This window comes from Pseudomonas sp. P867 (assembly GCF_019891455.1).
GTDB lineage: Bacteria > Pseudomonadota > Gammaproteobacteria > Pseudomonadales > Pseudomonadaceae > Aquipseudomonas > Aquipseudomonas synxantha_A.
Genome location: NZ_JAFLXB010000004.1, coordinates 305,845 through 318,419 on the forward strand (window position 1 = coordinate 305,845; position 12,575 = coordinate 318,419).

Annotated in this window: 12 protein-coding genes; 11 read left to right on the forward strand and 1 reads right to left on the reverse strand. The window is 60.6% G+C overall.

What is annotated here, in order from left to right; genetic code table 11:
• Positions 1-115: 115 nt before the first annotated feature.
• The 11 genes from J1G33_RS10045 (at position 116) to J1G33_RS10095 (ending at position 11,318) form a co-directional block, all read left to right on the forward strand.
• Positions 116-1,111 (forward strand): D-cysteine desulfhydrase, encoded by a 996-nt coding sequence (locus tag J1G33_RS10045; protein WP_223018005.1) that lies wholly within the window; start codon positions 116-118, stop codon positions 1,109-1,111.
• A 171-nt stretch (positions 1,112-1,282) separates the two neighbouring features.
• Positions 1,283-2,077: a cystine ABC transporter substrate-binding protein gene (gene tcyJ / locus J1G33_RS10050; protein ID WP_032878419.1), complete on the forward strand. Its 795-nt coding sequence runs from the start codon at positions 1,283-1,285 to the stop codon at positions 2,075-2,077.
• A complete protein-coding gene (gene tcyL / locus J1G33_RS10055) occupies positions 2,077-2,742 on the forward strand; it encodes a cystine ABC transporter permease (protein ID WP_032878420.1) in 666 nt (221 codons plus the stop codon). The genes tcyJ and tcyL overlap by 1 nt, the downstream gene beginning before the upstream one ends.
• Positions 2,743-2,745: 3 nt before the next feature.
• Positions 2,746-3,492 carry an L-cystine ABC transporter ATP-binding protein TcyN gene (gene tcyN, locus J1G33_RS10060; RefSeq protein WP_005783788.1) on the forward strand — a complete coding sequence of 249 codons (747 nt, stop codon included), beginning with the start codon at positions 2,746-2,748 and terminating at the stop codon, positions 3,490-3,492.
• Between the two features lie 371 nt (positions 3,493-3,863).
• Positions 3,864-4,658, forward strand: coding sequence for a hypothetical protein (locus J1G33_RS10065; RefSeq protein ID WP_103733993.1), 795 nt, complete (start codon positions 3,864-3,866; stop codon positions 4,656-4,658).
• 187 nt (positions 4,659-4,845) lie between these two features.
• A complete protein-coding gene (locus tag J1G33_RS10070; protein WP_032878422.1) occupies positions 4,846-6,087 on the forward strand; it encodes an SfnB family sulfur acquisition oxidoreductase in 1,242 nt (413 codons plus the stop codon).
• Between the two features lie 40 nt (positions 6,088-6,127).
• On the forward strand, positions 6,128-7,321 hold the full coding sequence (locus J1G33_RS10075; RefSeq protein WP_223018006.1) for an SfnB family sulfur acquisition oxidoreductase: 1,194 nt from the start codon (positions 6,128-6,130) through the stop codon (positions 7,319-7,321).
• The gene (locus tag J1G33_RS10080; protein ID WP_032878423.1) at positions 7,321-8,673 is read left to right on the forward strand and encodes an LLM class flavin-dependent oxidoreductase; all 1,353 of its coding nucleotides are present in this window, start codon (positions 7,321-7,323) and stop codon (positions 8,671-8,673) included. The genes J1G33_RS10075 and J1G33_RS10080 overlap by 1 nt, the downstream gene beginning before the upstream one ends.
• A gap of 83 nt (positions 8,674-8,756) precedes the next feature.
• Positions 8,757-9,572 carry a MetQ/NlpA family ABC transporter substrate-binding protein gene (locus tag J1G33_RS10085; RefSeq protein WP_103733995.1) on the forward strand — a complete coding sequence of 272 codons (816 nt, stop codon included), beginning with the start codon at positions 8,757-8,759 and terminating at the stop codon, positions 9,570-9,572.
• Positions 9,569-10,684, forward strand: a complete 1,116-nt coding sequence (locus J1G33_RS10090) for an ATP-binding cassette domain-containing protein (protein WP_078820023.1) — start codon at positions 9,569-9,571, stop codon at positions 10,682-10,684. Before J1G33_RS10085 ends, J1G33_RS10090 begins: the two co-directional genes overlap by 4 nt.
• Positions 10,674-11,318: a methionine ABC transporter permease gene (locus J1G33_RS10095; RefSeq protein WP_078820022.1), complete on the forward strand. Its 645-nt coding sequence runs from the start codon at positions 10,674-10,676 to the stop codon at positions 11,316-11,318. The genes J1G33_RS10090 and J1G33_RS10095 overlap by 11 nt, the downstream gene beginning before the upstream one ends.
• A 2-nt stretch (positions 11,319-11,320) precedes the next feature.
• Here J1G33_RS10095 and J1G33_RS10100 read toward each other — a convergent pair whose 3' ends face one another.
• Complete coding sequence (locus J1G33_RS10100) at positions 11,321-12,424, reverse strand: hypothetical protein (protein ID WP_223018007.1); 1,104 nt, start codon at positions 12,422-12,424, stop codon at positions 11,321-11,323.
• Positions 12,425-12,575: the final 151 nt, after the last annotated feature.

Sequence of the window (12,575 nt, forward strand, 5' to 3'; positions counted from 1 at the left end):
CTCTTAAGAACCAATGGTGTGGTCGTAAGAACTATTGTTCATAAGCGATTGACGGTTGCCCGATGAAAAGTGCCTGCCTATAGTCCTCCCCATCATTCAGTCACCGTGCGTAGCCATGATCAAACAACAGCTCGAGCGCTTTAACCGTCTGGAACTACTGGGCGGTGCCACCGCTCTGGAAAAACTTGAACGGCTGTCGGCCTGGCTGGGCAGGGACATTTACGTCAAGCGCGATGACACCACGCCCCTGGCCATGGGTGGCAACAAGCTGCGCAAACTCGAATACCTGGCGGCCGACGCCATTGCCCAGGGCGCCGACACCTTGGTCACCGCCGGCGCGATCCAGTCCAACCACGTCCGCCAGACCGCCGCACTGGCCGCCAAACTCGGCCTGGGCTGCGTTGCTCTGCTGGAAAACCCTACTGGCACCGAAGACGCCAACTACCTGGCCAATGGCAACCGCCTGCTGCTGGAGCTGCTTGACGCCAAAGTGGAACTGGTGGAAAACCTCGACAACGCCGACGCCCAACTCGCCGCCCTCGCCGACCGCCTGCGCAGCAATGGCAAGAAGCCCTACCTGGTGCCTATCGGTGGCTCCAATGCACTCGGCGCTTTGGGTTACGTGCGCGCAGGGCTGGAACTGGCCGCGCAGATTGAAGACAGCGGGATTGAGTTCGCCGCCGTGGTGCTCGCCTCAGGCAGTGCCGGCACGCACAGCGGCCTGGCCCTGGCCTTGAGCGAAGCACTACCGCAGTTGCCGGTGATCGGCATCACCGTGTCGCGCACCGAGCAAGCGCAGTTGCCCAAAGTGCAAAGCCTGGCAGAACGCACTGCCGAGTTGCTCGGAGTGGCTATTCCCGACGCCTTCAAAGTGATCCTGTGGGACGAGTATTTCGGCCCCCGTTATGGCGAACCGAATGCCGGCACCCTTTCCGCGATCAAACTTTTGGCCAGCCAGGAAGGTCTGCTGCTGGACCCGGTCTATACCGGCAAGGCCATGGCCGGTTTGCTGGACGGCATCGGGCGCCAGCGGTTTGAAGAGGGGCCGATCATTTTCCTGCATACCGGTGGGGCGCCGGCATTGTTTGCCTATGACTCAGTATTCAATTGATTGAATGGCATATATTCTCAAAAGAAATATGAAATTGTTTTTTTATTATTTTCAAGTCTTAAAAACCCGCTTTATCATCGCGCCGAAGGCGAAGACGCGCTTCGCGCTTTAAGGCAGGATACGACTACTGCGTCACCTGCTTCGCTCACCATAAAAACACAGGGGCTCTTCATGACTATTTCTGTATTGCGTCGCACGCTGCTGGTCAGCACTTTGGGCCTGGCGCTTGGCGCCGGTTGGTTGGGCCAGGCGGTTGCCGGCGAGCAGTTGAACACCATCAAGAAGGCCGGCGAGATCAAGATCGGTCTGGAAGGCACCTACCCACCGTTCAGCTTCGTCGATGAAAGCGGCAAGCTCAGCGGTTTCGAAGTGGAACTGTCCGAAGCACTGGCCAAGGAGCTGGGCGTCAAGGTCAAGCTGCAAGCTACACCGTGGGACGGCATTCTCGCCGCGCTGGAATCCAAGCGCCTGGACGCCGTGGTCAACCAGGTGACCATCTCTGAAGAGCGTAAGAAAAAGTACGATTTCTCCAAGCCATACACCGTGTCCGGCATCCAGGCACTGGTGCTGAAAAAGAACGTCGACTCGATCAAGAAAGCCGACGACCTGGCCGGTAAAAAGGTCGGCGTGGGCCTGGGCACCAACTACGAACAATGGCTCAAGGACAATCAACCCAAAGCCATTATCAAGACCTACAACGACGACCCAACCAAGTTCCAGGACCTGCGCATCGGCCGTATCGACGCGATCCTGATCGACCGCCTGGCCGCCCTCGAATACGCCAAGAAAGCCCCCGACACTGCCGCTGCCGGCGACGCCTTCTCCCGTCAGGAGTCCGGTATCGCCCTGCGCAAAGGCGAGCCTGAATTGCTCGATGCGGTCAACACGGCCCTCGACAAACTGCGCGCCGACGGCACCTTGAAGAAGCTGTCCGAGAAGTACTTCAACGCTGACGTCACTCAATAATGGAAGCAGGTCTTCAACTCGCGCTGGACTCCGCGCCCTTTCTGCTCAAGGGCGCGTACTACACGGTAATCCTCAGCCTGGGCGGGATGTTTTTCGGCTTGCTGCTGGGCTTCGGCCTGGCCTTGATGCGCCTGTCGCGCTTCAAGTTGCTGAGCTGGACGGCCCGAGTCTACGTGTCGTTCTTTCGCGGTACGCCGTTGCTGGTGCAGCTGTTCCTGATCTACTACGGCTTGCCGCAAGTGGGCATCGAGCTGGATCCGATCCCGGCGGCCATGATCGGCTTTTCGCTGAACATGGCCGCTTATGCGTGTGAAATCCTGCGGGCCGCCATCGCCTCCATCGAGCGTGGCCAGTGGGAAGCCGCCGCCAGTATTGGCATGACCCGCGCGCAAACCCTGCGCCGGGCCATTCTGCCGCAAGCGATGCGCACGGCATTGCCGCCCCTGGGCAACAGCTTCATTTCGCTGGTCAAGGACACTGCGCTGGCCGCCACCATCCAGGTGCCCGAGCTGTTCCGTCAGGCCCAACTGGTATCGGCGCGGACCTTCGAAATTTTCACCATGTATCTGTCCGCAGCCCTGATCTACTGGATCCTGGCGAGCATCCTGGCGCATCTGCAAAATCGTCTGGAAGACCGGGTCAACCGGCATGACCTGGAGTCCTGAAGCATGATCGTGGTTGAAAAACTGACCAAACAATTCAACGGTCAAGTGGTGCTTGACGGCATCGACCTTGAGGTCAAGGAAGGCGAAGTGGTCGCCATCATCGGCCCCAGCGGTTCCGGCAAGACCACCTTCCTGCGCTGCCTGAATTTCCTCGAAGAACCCACCAGCGGCCGCATCAAGGTGGGGGATATCCAGATCGACGGCAGCAAGCCGCTCAACCAGCAACAGGGGCTGGTGCGTCGTCTGCGCCAGCACGTGGGCTTTGTGTTCCAGAACTTCAACCTGTTCCCCCACCGCACTGCGCTGGAAAACGTCATCGAAGGCCCGATTGTGGTCAAGAAGATGCCACGGGAAGCGGCCACCGAACTGGGGCGCAAGCTGTTGGCCAGGGTCGGCCTGGCGGGCAAGGAGGCGTCCTACCCAAGGCGGCTGTCCGGCGGCCAGCAACAGCGTGTGGCGATTGCCCGTGCGTTGGCCATGGAGCCGGAGGTGATTCTGTTCGACGAACCCACCTCGGCTCTCGACCCGGAACTGGTGGGCGAAGTGCTGGCAACCATTCGCAGCCTGGCCGAAGAAAACCGCACCATGGTCATCGTGACCCACGAAATGAGCTTTGCGCGGGACGTGGCCAACCGCGTGATCTTTTTCGACAAGGGCGTGATCGTTGAACAGGGTGAAGCCAAAGCGTTGTTCGCCAACCCCAGGGAAGAACGCACCCGGCAGTTTCTGAGCAAATTCCTCGCCCACTGACCCACCCTCTGTAGGAGCGAGCTTGCTCGCGAAAAACGCCCAGGCAACTCGGTCGATCTGAATCACCGCGTTACCGTTTACGTTCTTCGCGAGCAAGCTCACTCCTACAACGGGTTACCATTTCAGCGCATAAAATACCCCCGCCGTCCCCCCCTTAAAATCCCCCTCCCCGTCAGACCCTTCTGAATATCCTCAAACCCGCCGTTTAGCCTTTTGCCTCCATTGACGCTCCCCGGCCAACCCTCTTATCTAGCGCCTTGAGGATTGGATCCCATCCCGGCTACTGACTGAATCGTTCCTTTCGAATCGCCCTGTGCCTATGCGCCGAAGGTTCGGAACGATGACTGCTGGCTGCAACAAGGAGATTACTTATGACACACACCCAAACCCTGGCCATGCTGCCTGCCCCGAAGCTGCCCCAGGCGGTAGGAAACGGCATCAGCGCCCTGGCTTCCACCCATCTGCAGGTCGATATATCCCCCTACTCGGGCATGGAGGAAGGCGACCTGATCGAACTGTTCTGGAACAACTGCTTTGCCGCCTCGCGCAAGGTGACGGCGTGCAAGATCGGCACGTTCACTCATCTGTGGGTACCGGAAAGCTTCGTGCAGGACGGGCCGGCACGCGTCCACTACCAGGTCCTGCAAATCGGCCATGGCCCGATGCGCTCTGCCGTCGCCCTGGTGCGGGTCAAGACCAACTACCCCGGAGGCCAGCCTGCGCCATGCCTCAACCACGAAAGTGATGAAAACCAGAATCTCGCCCCCGTGGGTTTGCCCGAGACGATCCGCCGCCATGGCGTCAATCGCAACCAGGTTCGGCGCGGCATTCCGCTGACCATCGAACCTTACTTGAACATGAGTGCCGGCGATGCCATCACACTGCGCTGGGGTGATGTGCGCCTGGACCTGCCGAAAATCCAGGACAAAAACGTTGGCCTGGCAGTGCAGGTGTGGGTACCGTCCCAGATCATTGTCGAAGCGGGCGACGACTGCCGATTGGAAGTCACGTACTGCATTCTCGATCGCGTGGGCAATAATTCACGCTGGGCACCGGCCCGCACGCTACGTATCGCCGCTTGCACGCCAGTCGTGCCAACCCCACCTGCCTCGCCCGCGCCGGGCTATCAACCGCGTCGCTTCGGCTCGCCCTGTGAACCGGGGTGACAGCCCTTCTATGCATATTCCTAAAAGTTAGTTTATTTAAAGAATTAACACGCTTAGGGTATATGCACCGGACCACCGGACATTCCTGATTTTTCTGTTTTTATTTCATTGAATGCGAGGTCGGTATGGTCAGAATTACCCCGGTGCATAACGCCAGGGCATTGCGTGCAGCCAAGGAGCGGCGCTGATGTCTAACTTGGCTCTAACACCCCCCCAGAGTGATCTGGACGTAGCCCCCCTGTTGTTGCCCGCAACGGTGCTGCGCAACGACGCCCAGGCACTGAGTGCGGCTCATGAGCTGGCCCAGGCTGCGCGCCTGCAGGCCGCTACGCGCGACCAGCAGCGCAAACTGCCGTGGGCGCAACTCGAACAATTCACCCGCAGCGGCCTGGGCAGTATTTCCATTCCCCGCGAATACGGCGGCCCACAGGTGTCGTTTGTGACCCTGGCCGAAGTCTTCGCGATCATCAGCGCAGCCGACCCGGCCCTCGGGCAGATCCCGCAGAACCATTTCGGCATCCTGCACGTGTTGCAGGGCACCGCGACCGAGCGCCAGAAAAAGCAGCTGTTCCAGAGCGTGCTCGACGGTTGGCGCATCGGCAACGGCGGCCCGGAACGCGGTACCAAAAACACGCTGGAGCTCAAGGCACGCCTCACGGCCGAAGGCGATGGGTTCGTGGTCAGCGGCCAGAAGTTCTACTCCACCGGCGCACTATTTGCCCACTGGGTCGCGATAAAGGCATTGAACGATGACGGCAAGCAAGTCATGGCCTTCGTGCGGCGCGGCAGCGAGGGGCTGCGCATCGTCGATGACTGGTCGGGCTTTGGCCAACGCACCACCGCCAGCGGCACCGTGCTGCTCGACCGGGTGGCGGTAGACCCGGAGTTGGTCATCGACAACTGGCGCCTGGGCGAAAGCCCGAATATCCAGGGTGCCGTGTCGCAACTGATCCAGGCAGCCATTGACGCCGGCATCGCCCGTGGTGCCCTCGACGACACTATCGCCTTTGTACGCGAGCGTTCACGCCCCTGGATCGACGCCAAGGTCGAGCGGGCCAGCGATGACCTGTATGTGATCGCCGATATCGGCAAGATGAAGATCGAACTGCACGCTGCCGAAGCACTGTTGCGCAAGGCCGGCCAGGTGCTGGACCAGGTCAGCGCGGCGCCGATCACCGCGCAGTCCGCCGCGCGCGCCTCGATTGCCGTAGCCGAGGCCAAGGTGCTCACCACCGAAGTGGCATTGCAGGTTACCGAAAAGCTCTTCGAACTGGCCGGCAGCCGCGCCACCCTCGCCGAATTCAACCTTGACCGTCACTGGCGCAACGCGCGGGTGCATACCCTGCACGATCCGGTGCGCTGGAAGTATCACGCCATCGGCGCGTATCGACTGAACGGCACCTTACCTGCTCGTCATTCCTGGATTTAACCGACCAGAACACTTTTTCCACGAGCTTCTGGAGAAACTCATGACCCTTTCTCACCACGTCGCGGTTATCACCAGCGATGAGCAAGCCCTTATTGTCGCCAGCGACCTCGCTGAAGATTTGCGCCGCGACAGCGCCCAGCGCGACCGCGAACGCCGCCTGCCGTGGCCCGAGCTGGACGTGTTTTCGCGCTCCGGCCTGTGGGGTATCACGGTGCCCAAGGCATTCGGCGGCGCGGGCGTATCCAATGTCACCCTGGCCAAGGTGATTGCACTGATTTCCCAGGCCGATGGTTCCTTGGGCCAGATCCCGCAAAATCATTTTTATGCCCTTGAAGTGCTGCGCGTAAACGGCAACCCCGAGCAGCAAAAGCGCCTGTACGCCGAGGTGCTGGCCGGTCAGCGCTTTGGTAACGCCTTGGCGGAACTGGGCACCAAGACCGCCCATGACCGCGTGACCAGCCTCACCCGCGACGGCGACGGTTTTCGCATCAACGGGCGCAAGTTCTACGCCACCGGCGCGATCTATGCCCAACGCATTCCCACCTCGGTGGTGGATGAAAACGGCATCCAGCAACTGGCGTTCGTACCCCGTGACAGCGAGGGCCTGACGGTCATCGACGACTGGAGCGGCTTCGGCCAGCGCACCACTGGCAGCGGCTCAGTGGTATTCGATAACGTGTGGGTCGCAACGCAGGACGTGATCCCATTCCAGAGCGCCTTCGAACGCCCGACCACCGTGGGCCCCTTGGCGCAGATCCTTCACGCCGCCATCGACACCGGCATCGCCCGCGCAGCGTTTGAAGATGCGTTGCATTTTGTGCGCACCAAGACCCGCCCGTGGATCGATTCCGGCAACGACAAGGCCACCGAAGACCCGCTGACTCTAAAGAGCTTCGGCCACCTGAGCATTCGCTTGCACGCCGCCGAGGCGTTGCTGGAGCGCTCCGGCGAATTCCTCGACCGCGCCCAGGCCGACAGCAATGCCCAGACCGTCGCCGCCGCGTCCATCGCCGTGGCCGAAGTGCGCGCCCTGAGCACCGAGATTTCCCTCGCAGCGGGCAGCACCTTGTTCGAACTGGCCGGCAGCCAGGCGACTTTGGCCGAGCATGGCCTGGACCGCCATTGGCGCAACGCCCGGGTGCACACCCTGCATGATCCGGTGCGCTGGAAATATCATGCGGTAGGCAACTATTACCTCAACGATGAAAACCCGCCGCTGCGGGGGACCATCTGATGAGCAAGAAAAAGATCCTGCTCAATGCCTTCAACATGAACTGCATCGGGCATATCAACCACGGTTTGTGGACTCACCCACGGGACAACTCGACCGAGTACAAGAGCCTCGAATACTGGACCGAATTGGCGCAGATCCTTGAGCGCGGGTTGTTCGATGGTTTGTTTATCGCCGATATCGTCGGCGTCTATGACGTGTACCAGAACTCGATTGACGTGCCGCTCAAGGAGTCCATCCAACTACCGGTCAACGACCCGTTGCTGCTGGTCTCGGCCATGGCCGCCGTCACCCGGCACCTTGGCTTCGGCCTTACCGCCAACCTGACCTACGAGCCGCCCTATCTGTTCGCCCGGCGCATGTCCACGCTCGATCACCTGAGCCGTGGCCGCGTCGGCTGGAACATCGTCACCGGCTATCTCGATAGCGCCGCCAAAGCCATGGGCCTCACCGAACAGGTCGAACATGACCGGCGCTACGACCAGGCCGATGAATACCTGGAGGTGTTGTACAAACTCTGGGAAGGCAGCTGGGAAGACGACGCGGTGCTCAACGACCCGCAAACGCGGGTGTATGCGCAACCGGGCAAGGTGCACAAGGTGGAGCACCACGGTGAGTTTTATCAGGTAGAGGGTTATCACCTGTGCGAGCCATCGCCGCAGCGTACGCCAGTGTTGTTCCAGGCCGGCAGTTCCGAGCGCGGGCTGCTGTTCGCCGGGCGCCACGCCGAGTGCGTGTTCATCAGCGGGCAGAACAAGGCCGCGACCAGGCTACAGGTGGACAAGGTGCGCGCCAGCGCAGTGGAGGCTGGGCGCAACCCGGATGACATCAAGGTGTTCATGGGCCTCAACGTGATCGTGGGCGCCACCGAGGAGCTTGCATGGGCCAAGCACGCCGAGTACCTGAGCTATGCCAGTGCGGAAGCCGGTGTGGCGCACTTTTCGGCGTCCACGGCGATTGATTTTTCTACCTACGAACTGGACGAACCGATCCAGTACGTGAAGAGCAACGCGATCCAGTCGGCCACCAAGAACCTGCAAAACAACGACTGGACCCGGCGCAAATTGCTCGAACAGCACGCCCTGGGTGGGCGCTATATCACCTTGGTGGGCTCGCCTGAACAGGTTGCCGATGAGTTGGAATCCTGGATCAGCGAAACCGGGCTGGATGGTTTCAACCTGACGCGCGTTGTGACGCCGGAGAGCTATGTGGATTTCATTGACCTAGTGATACCGGAACTACAACGACGTGGGTCGTACAAGACCGCCTATGAGCAGGGCACCCTGCGGGAAAAAGTTTTCCACGGCACCGCTCGGCTACCCGAACAACACACCGGCGCCACCTACCGTCACTGATCAAAAAATGTGGGAGGGGGCTTGCTCCCTCCCACATTGGATCTCCATTGTTTGTGCCTATACCTTATGACTGGAAATTGATTATGAAAAAAACACTGCTCACCCACCCAGTCAAAGCACTGGCCCTGGCCTTCGGGTTATTCAGCACAGCGGTCTTCGCCGCCGACCCTCCCCTGAAAATCGGCACCACCGCCGCCTTCGCCATTCCGCTGGAAGCGGCCGTTGAAGAGGCCGGCAAACAGGGCCTGAAAGTCGAACTGGTCGAGTTCAGCGACTGGATCGCCCCCAACGTCAGCCTCGCCGCCGGCGATATCGACGTGAACTACTTCCAGCACATTCCCTTCCTGGAAAACGCCAAGGCCGCCGCCGGGTTTGACCTGGTGTCTTACGCACCGGGCATCATCAACAACGTCGGCCTGTATTCGAAGCAATACAAAAGCTTCAACGACCTGCCCGAAGGCGCCAGCGTGGCCATTGCCAACGACCCGATCAACAGCGGGCGCGGCCTGCAACTGCTGGCCAAGGCCGGGTTGATTACTCTCAAGCCGGGCGTGGGCTACAAGGCCACCGAAGAAGACATCGTCAGCAACCCCAAAAAGCTCAAGATCCTGCAGGTGGAAGCCGTGCAACTGGTACGCGCCTACGACGACGCCGACCTGGTGCAGGGCTACCCGGCGTATATCCGCCTGTCCAAGACCTTCGATGCGCAATCGGCGCTGCTGTTCGATGGCCTCGACCACCCGGAGTACGTGATTCAGTTCGTGATTCAGCCCAAGAGCAAGACCGACCCACGAGTGATCAAGTTCGTCGACATCTACCAGCACTCGCCGGTGGTACGTGCCGCATTGGATAAATCCCTGGGCAAGCTCTACCAAGTCGGCTGGGAAGATAAAAAATGACCGCCGCCAACGCCCAACTGCGCGACCTGGGCCATGCGCCCAGGGACGCCGAGCAAACTGAACTGCACCCGGACCTCAATCGCGCCCACGTGCGTTTTATCAACCTGGGCAAAACCTATGGCGGCACCGTGCACGCCCTGCAAGGCATCGACCTGGCGATCCAGCGTGGCGAAGTGTTCGGCATCATCGGCCGCAGCGGCGCCGGCAAGTCGTCGCTGATCCGCACCATCAACCGCCTGGAACAACCCAGCAGCGGGCGCGTGCTGATCGATCAGGTGGACATCGGCGGCTTCGATGAAGACCATCTGGTCGCACTGCGCCGGCGCATCGGCATGATCTTCCAGCACTTCAACCTGATGTCGGCCAAGACTGTGTGGCAGAACGTCGAACTGCCTCTCAAGGTCGCCGGCGTGACCCAGGCACAACGCGTGCGTAAGGTGCATGAACTGCTGGAGCTGGTAGGTCTGCAAGACAAGCACAAGGCGTATCCGGCGCAGCTTTCCGGAGGGCAGAAACAGCGCGTCGGCATCGCCCGCGCGCTGGTGCACGACCCCGAGATTCTGCTGTGCGACGAGGCCACCTCGGCCCTCGATCCGGAGACTACCCAGTCGATCCTCGGCCTGCTGCGTGAGATCAACCAACGCCTGGGCCTGACCATCGTATTGATCACCCATGAGATGGCGGTGATCCGCGAAATCTGCGACCGCGTGGTGGTGCTGGAACACGGGCGCATCGTCGAGCAAGGCCCGGTGTGGCAAGTGTTCGGCAACCCGCAGCATGAGGTCAGCAAGACCCTGCTCGCACCGCTGCAACACGGCCTGCCGCCCGAATTGCAAAACCGCCTGCAACCGACACAAACCTCGGCTGATGCGGCGCTGGTGCTGCGCTTGCAGTTCACCGGCAGCGATACCGATGAGCCGGACCTGGCCGCACTGTTCAGCGCCCTCGGCGGCCGCGTGCGTTTGCTGCAAGGCGGTGTGGAACGTATCCAGGGGCACGCTTTGGGGCAACTGCTGCTGGCGGTGAATGGGTCGCCGCACAATGCCGAAGAGCTGCGTAACCGCGCCGGCAATTGGGCACAACGGGTGGAGGTGCTGGGCTATGTGGTTTGATCGTTTAGTACAGGGCGCTATCGACACCTTGTTGATGGTCGGTGTGTCGTCGCTGATCGCCTTGCTGGTCGGTATCCCGCTGGCGGTATTGCTGGTTACCAGCGACAAGGGCGGTATCTACCAGGCGCCGGCGCTTAACCGCGTGCTGGGGGCGTTCGTCAATCTGTTCCGCTCCATTCCGTTCCTGATCCTGATGGTGGCGTTGATCCCGTTCACTCGGCTGATCGTCGGCACCACCTACGGTGTATGGGCGGCCGTGGTGCCGCTGACCATCGCCGCCACACCGTTCTTTGCGCGCATTGCCGAAGTCAGCCTGCGCGAGGTCGACCACGGCCTGATCGAAGCGGCTCAGGCCATGGGTTGCCGGCGCTGGCACATCATCTGGCATGTGCTGCTGCCGGAAGCCCTGCCGGGGATCGTCGGCGGGTTCACCATCACCCTGGTCACCATGATCAACTCATCGGCCATGGCCGGTGCGATCGGTGCCGGTGGCCTGGGCGACATTGCCTACCGCTATGGCTACCAGCGATTTGATTCGCAGATCATGCTCACGGTGATTGTGTTGTTGGTGGTGCTGGTGGCGGTAATTCAACTGAGTGGGGATCGCTTGGCGCGGGTATTGAACAAGCGCTGAACTCACGGGCATTCGTCCAACTGCGCGACGCTGGCATGGGGCACGAAGCTGACGGTTTTTTCCTTGGCCTGCCAGGGGCGCACGATGTAGCTGCCGTCCGAGTCTGCCATTACCCGCAGTTTTACACTGCGCTGCGGGTTGTCGGCGTCTACCAGCACGCGAAGAACCTTGGCGTCGTCCGACCAGGTCATCAGCGTACACACGCGCCCTCCGGAGGCGGAGCCTTGCAATGGCAACCCACCCAGCTTCGACCCGCTTGCCGGGATCAGCCCGAGGAAGACGATGAGTGCAAAGGCTGCCAGTGATGCGAAGGCAACCGGGTTCTTGTGATCGCGCATGTACACCACAAGGCAGGCCCCACAGCCCTGGACCAGGAACAGCACGACCACCTCGGCAAACATGAACGGTGCAAAGAGCACAGCGCTGTCGGAATACTCAAGGAAGGCGCGGGAGACCGGCACGGTTACCATCAGGATTACCAGCATTTGAACCGCGCCAGCACCCACACTGGCCAGCCAGAACTCGCCGGATATGTCACGCAATGCAACCTGAGCAGGGCGTGCGCGCATGATGATGCCGACATAGGCGAGTACCGCCACCACGATCGCCACAATCCAACTGACAGTCAGCAAAGGTCCACTTTCGGCGTTCACCGACAGGTACACGGCGCACATCCAGAAGATGGCCATGACGACCAGGCTGGCAGCCCAGTGCAACAATAAACGCCGGTGCTGGGCCGTCAACTGAGGGGAAAGCGGACTGAGATTCAGCTGATCACTAAGGCGCACGCCCGTGTCGTTAAGGCGTTTGAACAAGATGAATGTAGGGATCAGGATCGACGCGCCCATCATGCCGATGACGAATACCAACATGGCGAACATGGCCGGCAATGCGGTGAACGCCGCGGCCGACAAAATACTCAGGGGTACCTTTTCCACCTGGATGTACTGGTACAAATACAAGCCTGCCACCGACAGGATCCCCACCGTCAGCGGCCAGGCGCGTTCATTGAGCCAGAGCAGGCCGCTGCTGAGTTTCGTGGCGTATTGGTCCACCTTGTTTGCAGTGAATTTCTGACCCTCACGTGAACGTTTTTCTTCTTCCATGAATGTACAACCCTCTTTGAATGAGGGCCGAATCTTACCCAGAATCCTGCGGGACGGTCTGTCGGATTCTCCCAACACGCACACAATGAACCGCCCTACACCAGATACACGTCTTTCAACTCAAGGGTGAGCCTGAGGTATAGTCCGACCA

Bases quoted from the DNA above. Each gene is read 5' to 3' on its own strand.
- J1G33_RS10045 (WP_223018005.1), top strand. From the start codon at position 116: ATGATCAAACAACAGCTCGAGCGCTTTAACCGTCTGGAACTACTGGGC.
- J1G33_RS10080 (WP_032878423.1), top strand. From the start codon at position 7,321: ATGAGCAAGAAAAAGATCCTGCTCAATGCCTTCAACATGAACTGCATC.
- tcyL (WP_032878420.1), top strand. From the start codon at position 2,077: ATGGAAGCAGGTCTTCAACTCGCGCTGGACTCCGCGCCCTTTCTGCTC.
- J1G33_RS10090 (WP_078820023.1), top strand. From the start codon at position 9,569: ATGACCGCCGCCAACGCCCAACTGCGCGACCTGGGCCATGCGCCCAGG.
- J1G33_RS10095 (WP_078820022.1), top strand. From the start codon at position 10,674: ATGTGGTTTGATCGTTTAGTACAGGGCGCTATCGACACCTTGTTGATG.
- J1G33_RS10085 (WP_103733995.1), top strand. From the start codon at position 8,757: ATGAAAAAAACACTGCTCACCCACCCAGTCAAAGCACTGGCCCTGGCC.
- tcyJ (WP_032878419.1), top strand. From the start codon at position 1,283: ATGACTATTTCTGTATTGCGTCGCACGCTGCTGGTCAGCACTTTGGGC.
- J1G33_RS10100 (WP_223018007.1), bottom strand. From the start codon at position 12,424: ATGGAAGAAGAAAAACGTTCACGTGAGGGTCAGAAATTCACTGCAAAC.
- tcyN (WP_005783788.1), top strand. From the start codon at position 2,746: ATGATCGTGGTTGAAAAACTGACCAAACAATTCAACGGTCAAGTGGTG.
- J1G33_RS10075 (WP_223018006.1), top strand. From the start codon at position 6,128: ATGACCCTTTCTCACCACGTCGCGGTTATCACCAGCGATGAGCAAGCC.
- J1G33_RS10070 (WP_032878422.1), top strand. From the start codon at position 4,846: ATGTCTAACTTGGCTCTAACACCCCCCCAGAGTGATCTGGACGTAGCC.
- J1G33_RS10065 (WP_103733993.1), top strand. From the start codon at position 3,864: ATGACACACACCCAAACCCTGGCCATGCTGCCTGCCCCGAAGCTGCCC.